This is a genomic window from Nitrosopumilus sp. K4 (genome assembly GCF_018128925.1).
Classification (GTDB): Archaea; Thermoproteota; Nitrososphaeria; order Nitrososphaerales; family Nitrosopumilaceae; genus HKST03.
Genome location: NZ_CP067007.1, coordinates 257,407 through 277,564 on the forward strand (window position 1 = coordinate 257,407; position 20,158 = coordinate 277,564).

Here is a 20,158-nt window from a genome sequence, read left to right on the forward strand (position 1 = left end):
ACTTTAACATATTAAGCACTTTTGCTAAAAATTAACTGTGAGTGATGTCTTACTTGTTCAAAACACTCGAATTGAAGGTTCTGGATTTTTAGGCGAACTATTGCAACAAGACGGTTTTGAAATTCACTCCGTTCATGCAAAAACTGAAAAACTTCCTGATAGAAAATATTCTCTTGTTGTAATTTTAGGTGCACCTGAAAGCGCAAATGATGATCTTCCTTATCTTTTAGAAGAACAGAATCTTATCAAAAAAAGCGTTGATGCTAACATTCCTGTTTTAGGCATATGTTTAGGCTCACAATTAATTGCAAAAACTTTTGGAGCTAAAGTTTACAGTGGTCTAAAAAAAGAGATTGGATTTTACAGCGATTTAATTCCTGATGATCCCAAATTATTTTCAGGCTTTGAAAACCCTTTTACTGTTTTTCATTGGCATGGTGATACATTTGATTTACCTGAAGGTGCTACTAGGTTAGCACATTCAGAAATTTATCAAAATCAGGCATTTCAATACAAAAGTGCAGTTGGATTACAATTCCATATGGAAGTAAATGAGAATATGATAAATCTTTGGCTTGATAAAACCCAGGAAAAGTTGGAACAGATTCCTTACATTGACCCAGAAAAAATTAGATCGGATATTGATGAAAATATCTCACTTGTAAAAAACAATATGAAGAATTTTTACAAGAATTTCAAATCATCATTTGATCTTTGACCAAAGTTTAATATACTGAGTTTTGATTCCAACGATCGAACTATGGCTTCAGTGAAAAAAATCTTTGAAGAAACAATTCGCACCGATCACAAAGTCATCACTGAAGAATTATCAAAATCAATACTCAAAACTTATGGCGTTAAAGTACCGCCTTATGCACTTGTAACTTCTGCTGAAGAAGCTGCAAAACAAGCAAAGAAAATTGGTTTTCCTTTGGTAATGAAAGTTGTTTCGCCACAAATCTTACACAAAACTGATGTTGGTGGAGTTAAAGTTGGAATTGATAATGTCAATGATGTAAAAAAGACATTCAAAGACATGTATGGACGTCTTTCAAAAAAGAAAGGAGTTGATGTAAAAGGAATTCTTCTTGAAAAGATGGTTCCAAAAGGTGTTGAATTAATTGTTGGAATTCAAAATGATTCACAGTTTGGTCCTGTAATTATGGTTGGACTTGGCGGAATTATGACTGAAGTTATGAAAGATGTTGCATTTAGGATGCTACCTATTACAACTTCTGATGCAAAATCTATGCTTAACGAACTAAAGGGTTCAAAACTCCTCAAGGGATTCAGAGGAAGTGAGCCTATTGATACAAACATGGTTGCAAAAATGCTTGTACAAATTGGAAAACTAGGAGTAGAAAACGCAGATTACATTAACAGTATTGACTTTAACCCTGTAGTTGTATATCCAAAATCTCACTTTGTAGTTGATGCAAAGATTATCCTAAACAAAGAAATCAAAAAGAATTCTATCTCTAAATCTAAACCAAACATTACTGACATGGAGACGTTCTTTACTCCCAAGTCTGTTGCACTAGTTGGTGCATCTGCTAGTAAAGGAAAGATTGGAAACTCTATCTTAGATAGTTTAGTAAATTATGATTTCAAAGGTAAAGTCTATCCAATTAATCCAAAGGCCGATAAAATCTTTGATCAAAAATGCTACCCTTCAGTTGCAGATATTCCGGCAAATGTAGATTTAGTTGTAATATCTGTTGACTTGTCTATGACCCCTCCTGTTCTTGAAGATTGTGCAAAGAAAGGAGTGCACAGTGTTGTAATTGTTTCAGGTGGGGGAAAAGAACTTGGTGGAGAACGTGCAGCATATGAAGCTGAAGTAGCAAGATTGTCTAAAAAACACAAAATTAGAATCATTGGTCCTAACTGTATTGGAATGTTTAATGCTGCTAATCGTCTTGATTGTGCATTCCAAGGACAAGAAAGAATGGTTCGTTCCAAATTAGGTCCTGTAGCATTCTTTTCACAAAGTGGAACCATGGGAATCAGCATGTTAGAATCTGCTGATGTGTTTGGTCTGTCTAAGATGATTAGTTTTGGTAATCGTTCTGATGTTGATGAAGCAGATATGATATGGTATGCTGCAAATGATCCTCAAACTAAAGTAATAGGATTGTATGTTGAAGGATTTGGCGATGGACGAAAATTCATCAATACTGCCAAACGTGTAATGAAAGAAAAGAAAAAACCAATTATAATTTGGAAAAGTGGAAGAACTGCTGCAGGTGCAAAACAAGCTGCATCACATACAGGTTCTCTTGGTGGTTCAAATGCAATCATTATGGGTGCATTCAAGCAGGCAGGAATTATCTCCGTTGATAGTTATCAAGAATTAGCTGGCGTATTAAAGGCACTAGCATGGCAACCTCCTGCAAAAGGAAATCGTGTTGCTATGACCAGTAACGGTGCTGGTCCTATGATTGGTGGTATTGATCAGTTAGAAAAATTTGGACTTACAATAGGAAAATTATCTCCAAACCTTCTCAAAAAAATGAAGGATCGTTTCCCACCTGCTGTCCCAATCCATAATGGCAATCCTGCTGATGTAGGTGGCGGTGCAACTGCAGATGATTATAGATTTGTTATTCAACAATTCATGGATGAGAAAAATATTGACATTGCAATGCCATGGTTTGTTTTCCAAGATGATCCACTTGAAGAAACAATCGTTGAGTATTTAGCTGATTTCCAAAAGAAAGGAAAGAAACCACTTTTAGCTGGTGGTAATGGTGGTCCATATACTGAAAAAATGATTAAACTAATTGAGAAACACAATGTTCCAGTTTATCAGGATCTTAGAACTTGGGTTGCAGCCGCAGCTGCATTGTCTCAATGGGGCAAAGTACGCGGAAAATAGATAACATTTAAGTCTCGCATTACTTGGTCTGTATTCATGTCTCTAGTTACTACATCTACTTCTGACGGCATTTGTACTGTCAAGATTAACAGACCTGACAAACTAAATGCTATGAATACAGATGTTGCAAAAGAGCTCATCAAAACTTTTGAAACCCTCAACCAAGATGACAGCGTTAAAGTCATCATCTTAACAGGTGAAGGAGAAAAAGCATTCTCTGCAGGAGCTGATATTGAATACATGTCAAAAATCTCTGCAGATGAATCCGTTGAATATGCAAAGACAGGACAACTTGTTACTGCAACAGTTGAGCTTGTAAAACAACCCACAATTGCAGCTGTGAATGGTTTTGCATTAGGTGGGGGTTGTGAACTTGCAATGTCTTGCGATATTAGAATTGCAGCAGATACTGCAAAACTTGGTCAACCAGAAGTTACAATTGGTATTCCTCCTGGTTGGGGTGGAACACAAAGATTGATGAGAATTGTGGGAATAGCAAAAGCAAAAGAGCTGGTCTATACCGGCAAAATGATCAAAGCAGATGAGGCAAAAGAAATTGGTCTAGTGAACCAAGTAGTTCCTTTGGCCTCATTACAAGAAGAAGCTTTGAAAATGGCACAACAAATTGCCGCAAACTCTACAATGGGCGTACAAATGTCCAAGGTAGCAATTAACAAAGGAAGAAATGCTGATCTTGATACTGGACTTGCAGTTGAACTCCTTGCTTGGAGAAATTGCTTTACTCATCCTGACAGAGAAGAACGCATGACTGCTTTTGTCAACAAGTCAAAAAAATAAGCTATTCCTAATTTCCTTCTTATTTTCTTGAATTACTAGTATGTTGGGTGTGAAAAGCTTATTATAATTTGAAACGACTTTTTTTATCAATATGGCATCTGAACAAACACAAAAGATGATCACTGTTACTCCCAAGGCAGCTGAAAAAATCAAAGAATTCATGAAAGAAGAAGCCGAAAAACCAGAATACCTTAGAGTATATGTTCAAGGCGGAGGTTGCTCTGGTCTGTCATACGGAATGGGCTTTGAAAAAGCACCAGAAGAAGATGACTTGGTAATGGAGGAAAATGGTGTCAAACTATTAGTTGACAGCTATAGTGTAGACCATCTACAAGGTGCAAACGTAGACTATATTGAAAGCCTTATGGGCTCTGGATTTAAAATCAACAATCCTAATGTTGTGAAATCTTGTTCATGTGGTCACTCATTTAGCACTGAATAAACAACAATATTTTTTCATTTTTAGATGCTCTTCTAGTGTAAACTATGCTTTTCTGCTTGATATCTCATTTATTTCGATTCTGCGATACCCTCATATATCGAAACTAGAGAGTCAAAATATGATAATTAAGGAGATGAATAATTTATGCCTCAATCAGGAATTGTCAAATATCATGTTAAACTTTCCTTTGAAGTTGATGGGCTCGTTGAAAGAGCAGACATAATCGGAGCCATCTTTGGCCAAACAGAAGGACTGTTGGGCCCAGAGATGAATCTGAATGAACTGCAACGAGTATCAAAAGTAGGACGTATTGAAGTCAATTCAAAATCTACCGCAAATACAACTGCTGGAGATGCTCTGCTTCCGATGAGTACTGATATTGATACTTGTGCATTAATTGCAGCCGGAATTGAGAGCATTGACAAAGTCGGTCCTTTTGACTGTTCATTCAAACTAGAATCAATTGATGATGTTAGAGCAGCAAAGAAGGATGATATTGTAAAACGTGCCAAAGAAATCAAGCAACGTTGGGCTACGAAAACTGTTAGTGAAGGAGAAAGCATGTTGAAAGATGTACATGCTGGAGACTCTGGAAAACTCACAACTTATGGCCCATCCAAACTAACATGTAGTTCTGGAGTGTTTGATGCAAATTGGATTATTCTTGTTGAAGGAAGAGCTGATGTGATCAATCTTCTAAGATCAGGATACGATAATGCTCTTGCAATTGAAGGTGCAAAAATAGATGAATCAATTAAGGAATTATGTTCCTCAAAAGATACTATTGTTGCATTCACTGATGGTGACAGAGCAGGCGGATTTATCCTAAAAGAACTAAAATCAGTTGTGCCAATTGATTATGAACTTAGAGCTGATACAGGAATTGAAGTTGAAGAACTATCTCCTGAAAGAATTGATGAAATTCTTAGACCTATTGCTGATCAAATTAAATCTGGTGGCGAAGCTCCTGTTCTAAAAAGTGAAGACGATAAACCACTAGCTGATATGGCTGCAAAGGTTTTCCCAGATCTTAATGAAACACTTGAAGCAGTTGCATTAGATGCAGACCAAAAAGAGATTTTCAAAGTTCCAATCAGTGAAGTTGTTAGTAAACTATCAACACAGTCTGGAATAAAATATCTCTTCTTAGACGGAATTATTACACAGAGGCTCTTAGAGGGTGCCAAAAACGCTGGCATTGAATGTGTAATCGGTCACAGAGTTGCAAAATTAACAAACTCTGATGGAATGACTCTAAAAACATTCGGTGACCTAGGCGTAGCATAGGATTTCTAGATGACTGAACTAAAAATTCAGCACATCTTAACCCTCGCATATCTTTTATCTAAAGGAGCAAAACACAACTTTGTCACAATCACCACGTCCTCTCTTGGCAAGAACATAGACAAGTCTCAACAAGCAGCATCCAAACATTTACTGGAATTAGAAAATAACCAATTCATTGAGAGAATAATTAGCGGCAGAAATATTTCAGTCAAAATCACTCCAAAGGGATTCTCTGAAATGGTAAAACTCTCAACAATCTTGCAAAAAAGCCTGAATTCCTCACCCTCTCATGTAGAGCTCAAGGGGGTGCTGGTATCTGGGATGGGTGAAGGCGCATACTATATGTCGCTAAAAGGATACACAAAACAGTTCAAATCTAAAATTGGGTTTGTCCCATTTCCAGGAACTTTAAATGTTAGGTTGGACAAAAAAGTTCACCAAGAGGCAATCAAGCAATTTGAGACTCTTGATGGAATTAAGATTAAGAGTTTTTCAGATGGCAAAAGAACTTATGGTTGGGTAAAATGTTTTCCTGCCAAGCTAAACAACTCAATTGATTGCCAGCTAATTATTTTGGAAAGGACTCATCATGATGATTCTATTGTGGAATTAATTTCAAAGATATGCATTAGAAAATCTGGAAAACTAAAAGATGGATCTAAAGTCACTATAAAAATCCCCATAACCCCTTAACAAAATATTGATTAACTTACAATTACTAGTATTACTAATTGTTCAAACAAATCACTGTTGCGATAATTACGCCTACTCATGACAAAAAGTCTTTTGAATTAGGGCTACAATTGGCAAAGAAATTAGAATGTCCTTTGTCTATTATTGAATGCTTTTATCAAAAACCACCTATGTTTCATTTTTTTGAGACAAAAGCAGACAAGATAGCATTGCAAAAAAGAAAGGAGAAAATCAAGTCTGAATTGATAAAATGGGAAAAAATTGCTGAAAAAGAAAATATACCAATAAAAACAAAATTTGCTTTAACTGACTCTATTGCCCATTGGGTAATTGATTATGTAAAAGAAAACAAAGTCGGTCTGTTAATTGTTGACTATCCAAAATTGTCCATGACTGAATCTACTCATTATGACGATATCATCAACACAATTCATCACAAAGCAAAATGCTATGTCCTAACCGCTAAACAATAATTTTTTTAAATTCCGTGAATCGATTCACCATATTCTTTTTCAATCTTTGAACTTGAACTATCTGGAATGGGAGATTGAAGCCTTGCTACTTGTGCATCTAGGTTGATCCTTTTGCATCCTTCGGTGATGAATTTCTCTTGGTGGATTTGATCATATCCCAATGCGATAACTTGTGGCCTAACTAGATTGACTGTTTTGAAAATATCGTCTTCTTGACCAATCAAACAAAGATCTACCATTTTCAATGAATTTACTAACTCTTGACGTTGTTCCTGATTGTGAAGTGGTTTTCTTTTTTTCATTCTAATGGCTGTATTGTCTGTTGCAACAACTACTACCAAAACATCACCTAATGCACGTGCTGCATTTAGTGTGTAAATATGCCCTGGATGAATAATATCAAAAACCCCTCCTGCTAAAACAACTTTGAGTGATTCTCGTCCCAGTTCAGTTAATGTAGTTCTGTCTTCATTTACAATCTGATTTTTTATGAGTTCATCAATTTTTGAATTGATGAATCCTTTTGTTAATTTGCTGTTTTCCTGAATGATCTCTGTACCTGATTTTGCAATTATTTGACCAATGTACATTGCCCTCAAAATTGCTTTCTCAGTTATGTCCATCATAGTTTCTTCTCAAACCCCTCTCTTTAATTCATCTATTAACTACATCTTTGGATCCAGACCTTTTGCAAGTCTAAGTGCATCCACTAACCCATCAGCATATCCTATGCTAAGAATTGCCACTTCTTCTTGACCATCTTCTAGAAATTTCTCTGCGTCTTGAATGTATAACTCAGCGTTTTCTAAAATTACTTGGTATTCTTTTTTGCCCCTGTAATGAGGCTCTATTTCTTCAAGTGCTTCTCTTACCATCGGTACATATTTTTCCATCATTTGTTTTGAAATCTTTTTTGTTTTCTCTGAATTATCTATGGGCTCATCTAGGCATTGACCTAAAATCTTTAATGCATCTGACTCTGTGAAATGTAGTTTGCCCGTGATGATGATTGTGTGTGGTGGTTTTCCAAAATCTTTTTTCTTTAAACTTGAGATTTTCCCAGAAATGATTGCCTGATCTTTGAATCCTATTCTTGATGCTACAATCACATAGCTTGACTCGCTAATGACTTTTCTTTTTTGCCCCTTTTCTGTATCTATTAATCCTGCTAATGCGTCTTTTGGATCCAAGAAAAAATCTTTATCTTGATTATATTCTAAAAGTAAAACAGTATGGTTACCTTCAATGATATTTTTGTATATCACGTAGTAGGGAGTTGTTAGCGATTTCATTTCACTCATGATGGTTGCTATTCTTCCAACTTTGTAAAAATGGAGACCGCATTCACCTATCATTGATGTTAGAGACGATGATGCATGGATAGAAAATGTTTTAATTTTTTCCTCAATAGCTCTTGTTCTTAATTCAATATGAGTTGTTGCAATGTATGGATCTCCATAAGATAACAAGACAACTTTTTTCTTTTTTGCGTTTTGTAAAATTTCATTTCCGTCTTCAACAAGCCATCTCTTTGCAGGCTTGAATTCTCCTTTGGTCATTTTTTTGATTTTTATAAAATCTGATTTTGAAATTGGACTGGTAAATTGCTCAAGATATACAATGTCTGCTTTTGCTAAAACATCCATTGCTTCACTAGGAATGGATTTTGAACCCGAAATTCCTAGTCCTATAAACCAGAGCATTACTTCATCTTTCTATCATGGAGTCTTTTTAAATGCTGTAGAGTCTTTTTTAGAATTTCAATTCCTCTTAGATACTCATCAATTGAAACCTTTTCGTCGATTGTGTGTGCTTCATGAGGATCCCCTGGACCATATGTGACCACTGGGATATCCCATTGATTCCCAATAACATTCATGTCCCCTGTACCTGTTTTTCTAATTAGGGTGGGTCGTGAATGCTCTACTTCCATTACTCCCAAAGTAAATGCTCTTACAAGTGGAGAATTATGTGGTGCCTCAAATGGTTCTGTTTCATCAAGAATTGAGTAAAAAGCTTCAACTTTTCTTTCTTGGGCAATATCTTTGACAAGAGTTGCAATTTTTTGTTCCACTGATTTGCAATCCATGTCTACTGGAATTCTAATATCAAATGTGGTTTCACAGTCTTTTGGTGTAACATTATGACTAGTACCGCCCTTGATTTCAGTCATTGTTGCAGTAAGCATCATTCCTTTGGATTTTTCTTCTTGTCCATGCTCTAGCTTTTCTTTGAGTTCTCTTACAAAGATCATTGATTCATGAATGGCATTTTTTGAGAGCCATGGCGCACTTGCATGAGAACTATCTTCAACACTGATCTTTAGATTTATGGCTAGTCTTCCTTTGTATGCTATGGTAACTTGCTTAATCCCACTTGGTTCTCCAAAAATCGCATAATCGATATCCATGTTCTCTTTAACTAAATTCTTAATTCCTGTTGCATTTCCCTCTTCATCAACAGCTCCTACAAATGTTACTGTGCCATTGTTGTTTTGAATTGCAGCTGCTGCAAAAAGCATTGCCATTAGTGGTGCTTTTGCATCTGATGCACCTCTCCCATAAAGGGCATCTCCTTCTTTTCTGACCTTGACTTTTCCTGGAACAACATCCATATGTCCACACAATAAGATTTTTGGAGATCCTGAACCTTTCTTTGCAATAATGTTTCCAACCTCGTCTATGTGAATATCTTCAAATCCTAAATCATCACATTTGTCGGCAAGAAATTCTGCCATTGGCTTTTCGCTAAGAGATGGTGTGTAAAGTCTAAGTGCTTTCTCAAGCATCTTTACTGCAAATCTTGGTGTAACCGTAAATGTAGTGTCCAATTCTTACTTTGATTTTATTGCGTAATCTAGCATTAGAGATGGAATGTCAACCCCACAGACTCTTACTGTGTTTTTGTATTCCGTTGTATTGTTAACTTCATGAACTACTAGTCCTTTATCATCACTTTCCATCAAATCTACACCTACTATATCTCCATAAACTGCATTTTTTGCCTTAATACACATTTCTTCCATCTCTGGTGTTACTTTGCATTCTTCTGCAACGCCTCCCAATGCCATGTTTGTCTTCCAATTTCCATTACCTGATGTTCTATAGATTGCTGCAACAATTTTATCTCCCACCATAATTGCCCTGATATCTCTTGGTGGGCGTTTTACAAATTCTTCTAGATAATGAATTTGGTAAATGGGATACATGGTTTCTCTACTTTCGATAACCCCTTCTGCAGAATCTTTATCATTTAATTTTGAAATTAACCTTCCCCAACTTCCAACAGTTGGTTTGATTACTTTGGGAAATCCTTGTGTTTCAAGTGCTTGAAGAGCTGCATCTTTTGAAAATGCAACTGTTGCATCTGGTGTTGGTACTCCTGCTTTTTTCAAAAGCATATGGGTGAAAAGTTTGTTTCCTGCAAAAACTCCTGTATTGAGACAATTGATTACTTTGACACCTAATCCTTCAAGTGCAGCTGTAGAATGCAAGTTTCTGTAATAGCTTACGCATCTTTGAATCACTACTCCGTAATCATCTGGCTTTTTTTCTAAATCTATAGCTAATTTCTTACAATCTACCATCTGAATGTTGATATTTTTTTTCTTTCCAGCTTCTAAGAGAGCTTTTTCTTCCCAACGGATGGTATCGTAAAGAATTGTAACGTCTGGGCTCACTGTCCCCAATCCTCGCCAACCGTTTGGGCAGGCTTAAGATCGAAACCGTCTGAACCTTTTGCTAATTCAAAACTTGCGCCACATTCCGGACATGTTACGATTTCCCCTTCCAATGCATCGCTTGGAATCGAGATATCTGCATCACATTCTTCACATTTTGACATATTTTTTCCTCACATTCCTTCCTTATTTGTCATTAATTATCTTTTTTTCAAGTCTGTCCTCTAATGGGATTTCGATTAGATCTCCCATTCTGAGACCTTTTAGTCCTGCAGCTACTGCTTTTGCATGTTCATCGTCTTTTTCTAGTCCTAAAAGGGACATTAGATAGGCAGCCCCTGTTTTTCCTGCTAATTCTCCAAATACGATTCTTCTTCTATTTCCTACTGCACGAGGTGGAATTGGCTCATATGCTGCGGGATTTCTAAGAATTGCTGCAAGGTGAGTTCCTGCCTTGTGTTTGTATGCTGATGAACCTACGATGGGTTTTGAGTCATATGGCTTGATTGAAGTATATTCTTCAATCAATCTTGAGAGATCTAGAAGCATATCTAGTCTAAAATCATTTGGTGATTTGTACAAGTACGTTAATGCAACTGCAACTTCTGCAAGTGGTGGAATTCCTGTTCTTTCACCAATGCCGTCAATTGTTGTATGAATTTGATCTACCCCTGCATCACATGCAGAAAATGCATTTGCTACTGCAAGTCCTATGTCATTGTGAACATGTGCATCAAGTGGAACATCTACCACCTCTCTTACTTTTTTAACAAAATTGTACATGCCAATAGGACGCATAATTCCTACAGTGTCAGGTAGGCTAATTCTGTCAACCCCTGCATCTTCAATTGCCTTACACATTTTGAGTAAGAATTCAGGCTCTGCCCTGCTTCCATCTTCTACTGTGAATCTAATTTTTAATCCATGGGATTTTGCATATTCTACTGTTTCAACAGCTCTGTTCATTGCCTCCTCTCTTGAAATTCTTAATTTGTCTTTTAGATGAATATCTGAAATTCCTAGATAAGCAGCACACCATTTTGCATCACAACTAAGTGAAATATCGATGTCTTCTTTGAGTGCTCTACCATGTGCAACAATGTCTGCCTTCAAACCTTGCTTGATGATTGTCTTTGTTGCTTCTTTATGATCATTTGATACGACAGGAGAAATTTCAATTTGGTCTACTCCAAAATAATCTAACATCCATGCAATTTGGATTCTTTGTTTGTTTGTAAATGAAACACCTGGGTGTTGCTCACCTTCTCTTAGGGTGCTGTCTAACACTCTGATCTTTTTTGGATTCTTTTCATATGCATTGTACAAGTTTGCATAGTGATTCGGATCTTTCATTATAGAAATCGCTAGCCTTATTTGAGAATATAAAGATATTCGTACTAAGTTCGTTTGATTTTGTTAAAAGTGATCCTAACTTAGTTCGTATCGTTTTGTAAATGCACGAAAGTCGTTTTAGACTACTTTTCTTAAAATAATGACAGTGTTTGTGTCAATCACACCTGGAATTTTTCTCAAGGCATCGATGCTATTGTTTATCTCTGAAATATTTGATGCGCTAATGATTGTTGTAATGTCGTATTGGCCAGTAATTTCGTATACTGTTTTTACGCCATCTAGATTTTTGAGTTTGGTTGAAACTTTAGACGTGTCTGTTGCAGAATCTACAGAAACTAGTACAATTGCACTTGTTGCATTTTCTTCTCCTAATTCAAGTGTAAATCTTTTAATTGTTCCATTATCTACTAATTGCTTTACTCTTCGCCTAACAGCTGATTCAGAAAGCTTTAGTTTTTTTCCAATATCTACAAAAGATTCTCTAGAATCCTCCTTTAGATATTCTATAATCTTCTCATCAACTTTATCCTTGAACATTCAGATTTTCTTCCTCTTTGGTTAGTACTGTATCTAGAGTTTGTAAAACTTTTGCTATGTCTTCTTCGGTAATTACAAGTGGTGGCAAAATTCTTAGAATGTTTCTTCCCGAATACAACATCAATACACCTTCTTTTATTAGGTTCATGAGTATATTTCGTACTTCGAATTTCAACTCAACTCCTATCATCAATCCCTTGCCCCTGATCTCTCTGATGATGGTGTGCTTTTCTTTTAACTGCTCAAGCCCTTCTCTGAAAACCTTTCCCATTTTCTCGGAGTTTTCAATTAATCCATCTTCAGTAATTGCAGTAAGTGCTGCAATTCCTGCAGCACATGATAATGGATTTCCTCCAAATGTTGAAGAATGTTCTCCCTTGCTCATTGCAGATAAAATATCTTCTCTCACAAGTGTAGCTCCCATTGGAACTCCGCCTGCAATACCTTTTGCAAGACACAAAATATCTGGAGCAGTATTCCAATGATCACATGCCCATAATCGTCCTGTTCTCCCTAATCCTGCTTGAATTTCGTCAAATATTAGCAAAATTCCTTTTTCATCACATAGTTTTCTTACATCTTGCAAGAATCCATCTGGTGCAACATTAATTCCACTTTCTCCTTGAATTGGTTCTAAAATTATAAACGCAGTGTCTTCATCTACTACTGAGCGAAGATCATTGATATCTCCAAATGATGCATAAGATACTTTTTCTACAAGTGGTGCAAATGCTTTTTTGTATTTTGGATTAAATGTTAGTGATAATGCCCCAAATGATTTTCCATGATATGACCCTTTCATTGCAACCATTCCTTTCTTTCCTGTGAATTTCCTTGCAAATTTCATTGCAGCTTCAACTGCCTCTGCACCGCTGTTGTTGAGATGAACTTGTGTCAGTCCTTTTGGTGCAAGACCCATCAATTTTTTAAGAAACTCTTCTCTTGTTTTGTTGTACAATGAACTGTGAACTGTAATTATTTTGTTGATTTGTTCTTTGATTGCAGTGTTTACTCTTTGGTTTTGGTGTCCAACAAGTGCAACGCCATAACCGCCCATACAATCAATGTATTCTTTTCCATTAATGTCCCATACATGTGCCCCTTCTCCTTTTTCAATTGTTACTGGAAATCTTTGGTACAGACTTCCCATAAATTGATCTTCACTCATGCTCAATCACAGTACAGTTATCGTGAGCAATTGCTGATGATATAGGGTTTTCTTTTTTGCCGTTTGCAATTAGCGCTTCTTTTACTCCCATGTCTAGTGCCTCAGTCGAAGCTAGAATTTTTTTCTCCATGCCTGGACCTATCTTTGGCCTAATTTCTTTTGCTTCTGCCAAAGTAAGTTTTGGAACAAGTTTGTCATCCATAAGCAAGCCATCGACATTTGTGATGAATAGAACCTTATCTGTTCCTACCTTTCCTGCTACATAAGCTGCGGCTCTATCTCCGTCAACATTGAGGAAATCTGATTCTTCGCTAATTGCAATTGGTGATATTACTGGAACAAGTCCTTGGTCAAGTAGTGATTTGATGAAACTCGCATTAACATTGGTTATTTTACCTGTATATCCACCATCTATTGCCTGCTTTCGGCCTTTTTCGTTAACAATTAGTAATTTCTTTTTTCTATCTGCCTGAATGACTTTGGCATCTACTCCTGATAACCCTATTGCATTAATTCCATTTTTCTGAAGCATCTGAACAATCGTTTTGTTTATTCGTCCTGACATCACCATTGTAAAAATCTCTGCAGTTTCTTTGTCAGTGTATCTACTCTTTATTCCACTTGGTGATGTGACAAACTTTGGTTCTTTCCCTAATTGTTCACATACTTTGGTAACTTCTTTTCCTCCTCCATGAACAAGAATCAATCCTTCCGTCTCTGCAACTTTTTTGATATCTGAAATTATTGATGGATGTAAATTGTCTACTACACTTCCACCGATTTTGATTGTGATCATTTCTATACTGGTGTAAGTGGGGTGTATCTTAGACCATCCATTTCATCAAAGCCACACATTACATTCATGTTTTGAATGGCCGAACCAGCTGCACCTTTCATTAGGTTATCTGATGCAGAGATTGCAATCAATCTGTGATTGTCCTCATCAAGATCAAAACCAATATCACAAAAGTTTGAACCTACTAGGAATTTTGGATCTGGGAACTTGTAAAGACCTTTCTTGTCACGAATTAATCTTACAAATCTTTCTTCACCATAAGCTTGGCGATACAATTTCCACAATTCTTTTTCTTCTATGTCTTTTTTCATGAATGTGTGGTTTGTACATAAAATTCCACGAACTACATCTACTGCATGTGGACTCATTGATACGCGAATCTTTCTTCCTGCAATTTCGCTTAATTCTTGTTCGATCTCACCGGTATGTCTGTGCTTTGCTGGTTTGTATGGTCGAATGACACCTGCTCTCATTGCATGTGCTGTTCCTGAACCTGAACCAGCTCCTGATGAACCAATCTTTGAATCAACAACTATGTGATCTGTATCAATTAGATCATTTCTGATTAATGGTGCAAGTGCAAGCATTGATGTCACTGCCATGCATCCTGGACATGAAACTAGTTGTGCGTTTTTGATTTGCTCTCTGTGAAGTTCTGGCACTCCAAATACTGATTTTGAAAGATAATCTGGATGTGGGTGTTCCCATCCATACCATTTCCCATAATCTTCTGGATTATGTAATCTATAATCTGCACTCAAATCGATAATTTTGATTCCTCTATCATACAATGCTTTTACGATTTCAGTTGCTGTTCCGTGTGGAACTGCAGTAAATACTAGATCACATTTGTCAGAAATTTTATCATAATCTAGTTCAGAAAATGTCAGATCTGTAAAACCCTTCAAACTTGGTTGAACTCTGTGAAGATACTCTCCAACATGTTGCCTTGATGTAACCATTGAGATCTCTACATCTGGATGATTTACTAATAGACGGAGTGTTTCTCCACCAACATAACCTGATGCTCCTACAACACCTACTTTCATGATAAATCTCCTCGTAAAGGAGTATAATTTATTTCCTAACGTAGTTTAGGGCAAATTCTACCATTTCTTTTGGTATATTCTGGGTTGCAACTCTAGCTAATCCCTTGAATTCTACAGTATTGTTTACTTCGTGAACAACAAGACCGTTTTTCTCATCTTCCATCATGTCTACTCCTAATATTCCACCACCCATTGCTTTTGATGCCTTTACTGCCATATCTTCCATCTCTTTTGTGATCTCACAAAGCTCTGGATCTGCTCCTAATGCAATGTTTGTCTTAAAACCTCCACTTGACTTTCTGTACATTGCAGCAATTGGTCTGTCCCCTACTGTAATTACTCTGATGTCTCTTGGTGGTCTTTGAATCATTTCTTGAAGATAGTAAATTCTGTCATGAGGGCTGTCGGTAATCTCTCTTATCTCAAATACTGCATCAACTGTATCTCTGTCTTTTAGAGGCATAACTCCTCGTCCCCAACTTCCAATTACTGGCTTTATTACAAGTGGATATCCAACTTCTTCAATATTTTCTGCAGCACTTTGACTTGAAAATGAAAAATATGTTTTAGGTGTTGGAACATTGTGTTTTTTTAGTAACAAAGTCATGAACATTTTATTTCCGCATAAACTTGCAACATCGAATTTGTTGAGAACTGGAACATCCATGAATTCTAAACATGAAGTAAAATGAAGACCTCTGAAATAGCTGACACATCTTTCTAAAACAACATCCCCAAAGTCATAGTCTGTTCTTTTACTGTCTGTGTTGACTTGAGTGATCTTTGCATCTAGCATAACTGCATCATGTCCAAGATCTGATGCCTCCTTTTGGAGCATCTTTTCTTCCGCTCGTAAGCGGTCAAACACGATACAAACTTTTGACATTACTCTCCCCAGTCTTCGCCTACGCTTTCTGCTTGTTTTAGCTCAACATTTGATCCGTCTTTCTTTGCGATTTCAAAGTCAGCACCACAATCAGGACAGGAGATGATTTCTCCCACTGAGGCATCGTCTGGGATGTTTAGTGTTGCGTCACATTCTGGGCAGTTCATGTTTTTGATGACCTCTTCTTTTGTAATTTATTAGCTTCTGTTGTCTGAATTCCCCACAATTCGACAAATCCTTTGGCTAATCTCTGATCAAATGTGGATTCAGTACCATACGTGGCAATTTCATGACTGTACAGAGAATTCTTTGATTTTCTTCCAACTACCCTTATGCTTCCTTTGTACAGCTTGAGTTTTACTGTTCCTGAAACTGCATTTTGTGAATTTTCGATAAACCCATCAAGATTTTGTTTTAGTGGATCTTGCCATAACCCAGAATACACCAAATATGACCATTCATCATCGATAATTGATTTGAACTTGTTTTGGTGTTTTGTATGAACCATTTTTTCTAAATCCGTATGGGCCTCAATTAGGCATGTTGCAGCTGGGGTCTCATAAACTTCGCGAGATTTTATTCCAACTACTCTGTCTTCTATATGATCAACAATTCCTACTCCTGCATTTCCTGCTTTTTTGTTAAGATACTCGATTAATTTTACTGGTTCTAGTTTTTTTCCATCAACTTCTATTGGTATGCCTCTCTCAAATTTTATCTCAATGTATGTTGGTTTTTCTGGAAGATTTTTTGTTTTAACCCAAATGAATGCATCATCTGGTGGTTCGTTGTAAGGATCTTCTAGAACACCTCCTTCTATTGCACGACCCCACAAGTTTTGATCAATACTGAATCTTTTTGCAACATTATCAATTTCGATTCCATGTTTTTTTGCAAACTTTAATTCTGTAACCCTGTCTAGGTTTTTGTCACGTATTGGAGCAATGATTGGTAAGTTAGACCCTGAACGTAATGTAATGTCAAACCTTACTTGATCATTTCCTTTACCTGAACATCCATGAGCTAATGATGTAACTTTTTCTTTTTTTGCAATCTCTAAAACTTTTTCAGCAATTAATGGTCTTGCAAGTGCAGTAGCAAGACAATATTTTTTTTGATATAGTGCATTTGCTTTAATTGATGGGAAGATGTAGTCTTTGACAAATTCTTTTCTTGCATCAACATTGTAATGCTTTTTTACTCCGAGCTTTTTTGCTTTGGCTGCAATTTTTTTGTGATCATCTCCTTGCCCAACATCTACTGTTACTGTGATAACATCCATGTCATGCTCTTCTTGTAGATACTTTACAACAACTGATGTGTCTAATCCGCCAGAGAATGCAAGAATTCCTTTTTGAGTCATAAAACACAATTTGGGTCGTATTTTGGAATTTATCTTTTGTGATAGCCTGAAAAACTGTAAAAATTTTCTGACTAGCTTGAGCTAAAATTCGGTGATTATTTAAGCTGCCAATATAACGCTGTTTTATGAAAATTGGATCTGCAATTTTGGCTGGAATTGTGGTAATTGTCGTCATATCCATAACTGGAATTGTCGTTGATTCTGCCGAAAACACGCATGAAAACAAGATTAGGGTCGCATATTTTCCAAACATCGGACATGCGATTCCAATCATTGGAATGGAAAAAGGGATCTTTGAAAATAGTCTGGGCGAAACAAAAATTGAATCAAAGTTATTTGATAGTGGGCCTCAGGTAATTGAATCATTATTTGCAGGTTCTATTGATATTGCTTATGTTGGCCCTGGACCTGCAATCAATGGATTTTTAAAATCTGAAAATAAGAGTGTAAAGATTTTGTCAGGTGCTGCAAGCGGTGGTGCAAGTTTTGTTGTTCATCCAAACTCTGAAATAAATTCTGCCGGAGACTTTGAAGGAAAAAGAATTGCAGCACCTCAAATCGGAAACACACAAGACATTTCCTTGAGAACTTTTCTCTCTGAAAACGGACTAAAACCTGCTGAAAAAGGAGGTTCGGTAGTTGTGTTGAATATACCTAATCCTGACATTTACACACTATTTACAAAAGGTGAGATTGATGCAGCATGGGTTCCAGAACCTTGGGCATCCATTCTTGTTTTAGAACTTGAAGGAAAAAGACTCTTCTTTGAGGAAGATCTTTGGCCTGAAAAGAAATTTGCGTCCGTGTTGTTGATTGGACGTGCAGAATACATTGAAGAAAACCAACAAGTTATACGAAACTGGATTGAATCTCATAAACAATCAATCAAATGGATAAATGAAAATCCTCAGGAGACTAGAATTATCTTTAATCAATTCATGAAAAACACAATGGGACAATCCTTATCTGATGCTGTAATTGACGAGTCACTGTCTAATTTAGAAATCACATCTGATCCTGTTAAAGATTCGATTGCAACTATTGCACAAAGAGCAGATGCTTTAGGATATCTTGGAAGAAATGGATATGAACTAAATGGCATATTTCTTGACATAAATTCAAATGCCTTGACACAGGAGGTTTTGACAACACATGGCTAAATTAGAGGCAAAAGACATTGTGAAATACTTCAAGCATGACAGCCATAATCTAAAAGCACTTGGTGGTATTAATTTGCAAATCGAAGACGGTGAATTTGTCTGCCTTGTAGGTCCATCAGGATGTGGAAAATCTACTTTTTTGAGAATTGTGGCTGGCCTTGAAAGCCCTGATGGTGGACAAATTTTGTTTGATGGTAAGCCTGTTACCGCTACTGGTCCTGAAAGAATAATGGTATTTCAGGAAGGTGCCTTGTTTCCATGGCTTAAGGTACAAGATAATGTTGAATTTGGTCTAAAGATGGCTGGAATTCCAAAAGATGAGAGAGCACAAATCTCAAAGAGGTATCTTGACATGATGCAGCTTACAAAATTTGCCGATTCATATACTTACCAACTTTCAACTGGAATGAAGCAAAGAGTAGCTATAGCCAGAGCACTTGTGATGGATCCTGATGTGTTGTTGATGGATGAACCTTTTGCTGCCCTTGATGCACAGACAAGAGATTTACTTTTAGTTGAAATGCAACTAATTTGGGAAAAAACAAAGAAAACAATCTTGTTTGTAACACACAATGTTGCAGAAGCTGCTGTTCTTGGAACCAAGGTTGCAGTATTTAGCAACAGGCCTTCATCGATAAAAAAACTAATTCCTGTTGATTACAAAAGACCACGACTTGCAGAAGATGAAAACCTTTTGCCATTACAACAAGAGATTCTCTCAGAGCTACGACCAGAGGTAAAAAAGAGTTAGTGATATTATGAAGAAAAATATTTTCTTAAAGAAAATTACATTTTATCTTATCATTGTAGTTGTATGGCAACTTGTTTCAATGTCTAATGTATGGCCAAACAACATCTTTCCGTCTCCATATGAGGTTGGAGAGGATTTAGTTTACACTGCAGCTGATGGAAGTTTGTTCTTTGGAATTGGAACAAGTGTTTTGAGATTGCTAGTTGGTCTTGCAATTGCAATTGGTGGTGGTGTTGTACTTGGAATCTTTATGGCAAGAGTTGAAATTGTTAATCAGACGATTGGTTCTTTGGTTTTGGGTTTGCAGTCAATTCCATCTGTAGCTTGGGTTCCACTTGGGATTCTTTGGTTTGGGTTAACTGATGCTGGAATTATCTTTGTAACTGCCATTGGTGCAATATTTGCAGTAACCATCAATACATACACCGGTGTCAAAAACATCAATCCTCATTTTGTGGAGGCTGCTCGAAATATGGGTGCAAAGGGAACTCAACTGGTAACTGCTGTTTTGATTCCTGCAGCATTTCCATACATGATTACAGGTTTTAAGCAAGGATGGGCCTTTGCATGGAGGGGTGTAATAGGTGCTGAATTGCTATTTTCATTCCTAGGACTGGGGTTTTTGCTTAATGTTGGACGTCAGCTAAATGACGTGTCTCAAGTAATTGCGATCATGTTGGTGATTATGATTATTGGCGTAGTAATTGATGGTGTCATCTTCAAGAGGCTTGAAGACAAGGTAATGTCTCGCTGGGGCCTAAGATAAGAACTTCACCTTAGTGATAATCATATAAGTTTATGTTATTCTGATGTAATATTGCGATCATCATATTTTTGTATGAATT

23 protein-coding genes are annotated in these 20,158 nt (G+C 36.7%); 10 read left to right on the top strand and 13 right to left on the bottom strand.

Annotation, left to right across the window (positions count from 1 at the left end):
• The first annotated feature begins 37 nt into the window (after positions 1-37).
• The 7 genes from NsoK4_RS01515 (at position 38) to NsoK4_RS01545 (ending at position 6,571) form a co-directional block, all read left to right on the top strand.
• A complete protein-coding gene (locus NsoK4_RS01515) occupies positions 38-718 on the top strand; it encodes a type 1 glutamine amidotransferase (RefSeq protein ID WP_211687643.1) in 681 nt (226 codons plus the stop codon).
• 42 nt (positions 719-760) lie between these two features.
• Complete coding sequence (locus NsoK4_RS01520; protein WP_211687644.1) at positions 761-2,878, top strand: 3-hydroxypropionate--CoA ligase; 2,118 nt, start codon at positions 761-763, stop codon at positions 2,876-2,878.
• A 36-nt stretch (positions 2,879-2,914) separates the two neighbouring features.
• Positions 2,915-3,676: an enoyl-CoA hydratase/isomerase family protein gene (locus tag NsoK4_RS01525; RefSeq protein WP_211687645.1), complete on the top strand. Its 762-nt coding sequence runs from the start codon at positions 2,915-2,917 to the stop codon at positions 3,674-3,676.
• Positions 3,677-3,791: 115 nt separating this feature from the next.
• A complete protein-coding gene (erpA, locus tag NsoK4_RS01530) occupies positions 3,792-4,118 on the top strand; it encodes an iron-sulfur cluster insertion protein ErpA (RefSeq protein WP_371816037.1) in 327 nt (108 codons plus the stop codon).
• Between the two features lie 144 nt (positions 4,119-4,262).
• Positions 4,263-5,405 (top strand): DNA primase DnaG, encoded by a 1,143-nt coding sequence (gene dnaG, locus NsoK4_RS01535; RefSeq protein ID WP_211687647.1) that lies wholly within the window; start codon positions 4,263-4,265, stop codon positions 5,403-5,405.
• 9 nt (positions 5,406-5,414) lie between these two features.
• Positions 5,415-6,098, top strand: coding sequence for a DUF120 domain-containing protein (locus NsoK4_RS01540; protein ID WP_211687648.1), 684 nt, complete (start codon positions 5,415-5,417; stop codon positions 6,096-6,098).
• A 38-nt stretch (positions 6,099-6,136) separates the two neighbouring features.
• Complete coding sequence (locus tag NsoK4_RS01545; RefSeq protein ID WP_211687649.1) at positions 6,137-6,571, top strand: universal stress protein; 435 nt, start codon at positions 6,137-6,139, stop codon at positions 6,569-6,571.
• A 5-nt stretch (positions 6,572-6,576) separates the two neighbouring features.
• Here NsoK4_RS01545 and NsoK4_RS01550 read toward each other — a convergent pair whose 3' ends face one another.
• From NsoK4_RS01550 to NsoK4_RS01605, 13 genes are all read right to left on the bottom strand, one after another.
• Complete coding sequence (locus NsoK4_RS01550) at positions 6,577-7,194, bottom strand: adenylyltransferase/cytidyltransferase family protein (protein WP_211687650.1); 618 nt, start codon at positions 7,192-7,194, stop codon at positions 6,577-6,579.
• A gap of 42 nt (positions 7,195-7,236) precedes the next feature.
• A complete protein-coding gene (gene dph5 / locus NsoK4_RS01555; protein WP_211687651.1) occupies positions 7,237-8,274 on the bottom strand; it encodes a diphthine synthase in 1,038 nt (345 codons plus the stop codon).
• Positions 8,274-9,401, bottom strand: coding sequence for a M20/M25/M40 family metallo-hydrolase (locus NsoK4_RS01560; protein WP_211687652.1), 1,128 nt, complete (start codon positions 9,399-9,401; stop codon positions 8,274-8,276). The genes dph5 and NsoK4_RS01560 overlap by 1 nt, the downstream gene beginning before the upstream one ends.
• Positions 9,402-9,404: 3 nt before the next feature.
• Positions 9,405-10,250 carry a lysine biosynthesis protein LysX gene (gene lysX / locus NsoK4_RS01565; protein WP_211687653.1) on the bottom strand — a complete coding sequence of 282 codons (846 nt, stop codon included), beginning with the start codon at positions 10,248-10,250 and terminating at the stop codon, positions 9,405-9,407.
• Positions 10,247-10,414, bottom strand: a complete 168-nt coding sequence (gene lysW/argW, locus NsoK4_RS10165; RefSeq protein ID WP_012215677.1) for an alpha-aminoadipate/glutamate carrier protein LysW — start codon at positions 10,412-10,414, stop codon at positions 10,247-10,249. The genes lysX (NsoK4_RS01565) and lysW/argW (NsoK4_RS10165) overlap by 4 nt, the downstream gene beginning before the upstream one ends.
• A gap of 22 nt (positions 10,415-10,436) precedes the next feature.
• Entirely contained in the window at positions 10,437-11,603 is a 1,167-nt protein-coding gene (locus NsoK4_RS01570) for a LeuA family protein (RefSeq protein ID WP_211687654.1), read from the bottom strand.
• Positions 11,604-11,720: 117 nt separating this feature from the next.
• Positions 11,721-12,140, bottom strand: coding sequence for an HTH-type transcriptional regulator LysM (gene lysM, locus NsoK4_RS01575; protein WP_211687655.1), 420 nt, complete (start codon positions 12,138-12,140; stop codon positions 11,721-11,723).
• Positions 12,127-13,308 (bottom strand): aspartate aminotransferase family protein, encoded by a 1,182-nt coding sequence (locus NsoK4_RS01580; protein ID WP_211687656.1) that lies wholly within the window; start codon positions 13,306-13,308, stop codon positions 12,127-12,129. Before NsoK4_RS01580 ends, lysM begins: the two co-directional genes overlap by 14 nt.
• A complete protein-coding gene (locus NsoK4_RS01585; RefSeq protein ID WP_211687657.1) occupies positions 13,301-14,104 on the bottom strand; it encodes a [LysW]-aminoadipate/[LysW]-glutamate kinase in 804 nt (267 codons plus the stop codon). Before NsoK4_RS01585 ends, NsoK4_RS01580 begins: the two co-directional genes overlap by 8 nt.
• A gap of 2 nt (positions 14,105-14,106) precedes the next feature.
• Positions 14,107-15,153 carry an N-acetyl-gamma-glutamyl-phosphate reductase gene (gene argC / locus NsoK4_RS01590; RefSeq protein WP_211687658.1) on the bottom strand — a complete coding sequence of 349 codons (1,047 nt, stop codon included), beginning with the start codon at positions 15,151-15,153 and terminating at the stop codon, positions 14,107-14,109.
• Positions 15,154-15,181: 28 nt separating this feature from the next.
• Complete coding sequence (gene lysX / locus NsoK4_RS01595; protein WP_211687659.1) at positions 15,182-16,039, bottom strand: lysine biosynthesis protein LysX; 858 nt, start codon at positions 16,037-16,039, stop codon at positions 15,182-15,184.
• Entirely contained in the window at positions 16,039-16,206 is a 168-nt protein-coding gene (lysW/argW, locus tag NsoK4_RS01600) for an alpha-aminoadipate/glutamate carrier protein LysW (protein ID WP_211687660.1), read from the bottom strand. The genes lysX (NsoK4_RS01595) and lysW/argW (NsoK4_RS01600) overlap by 1 nt, the downstream gene beginning before the upstream one ends.
• A complete protein-coding gene (locus tag NsoK4_RS01605; protein WP_211687661.1) occupies positions 16,203-17,402 on the bottom strand; it encodes an argininosuccinate synthase in 1,200 nt (399 codons plus the stop codon). The genes lysW/argW (NsoK4_RS01600) and NsoK4_RS01605 overlap by 4 nt, the downstream gene beginning before the upstream one ends.
• Before the next feature lie 125 nt (positions 17,403-17,527).
• Between NsoK4_RS01605 and NsoK4_RS01610 the strand changes: the two genes are divergently transcribed.
• Genes NsoK4_RS01610 through NsoK4_RS01620 form a run of 3 tightly spaced genes read left to right on the top strand, consistent with a single transcriptional unit; the run spans position 17,528 to position 20,079 of the window.
• Positions 17,528-18,562: an ABC transporter substrate-binding protein gene (locus NsoK4_RS01610; RefSeq protein ID WP_211687662.1), complete on the top strand. Its 1,035-nt coding sequence runs from the start codon at positions 17,528-17,530 to the stop codon at positions 18,560-18,562.
• Positions 18,555-19,313, top strand: a complete 759-nt coding sequence (locus NsoK4_RS01615) for an ABC transporter ATP-binding protein (protein WP_211687663.1) — start codon at positions 18,555-18,557, stop codon at positions 19,311-19,313. Before NsoK4_RS01610 ends, NsoK4_RS01615 begins: the two co-directional genes overlap by 8 nt.
• 7 nt (positions 19,314-19,320) lie before the next feature.
• Complete coding sequence (locus NsoK4_RS01620; RefSeq protein ID WP_211687664.1) at positions 19,321-20,079, top strand: ABC transporter permease; 759 nt, start codon at positions 19,321-19,323, stop codon at positions 20,077-20,079.
• Positions 20,080-20,158: the final 79 nt, after the last annotated feature.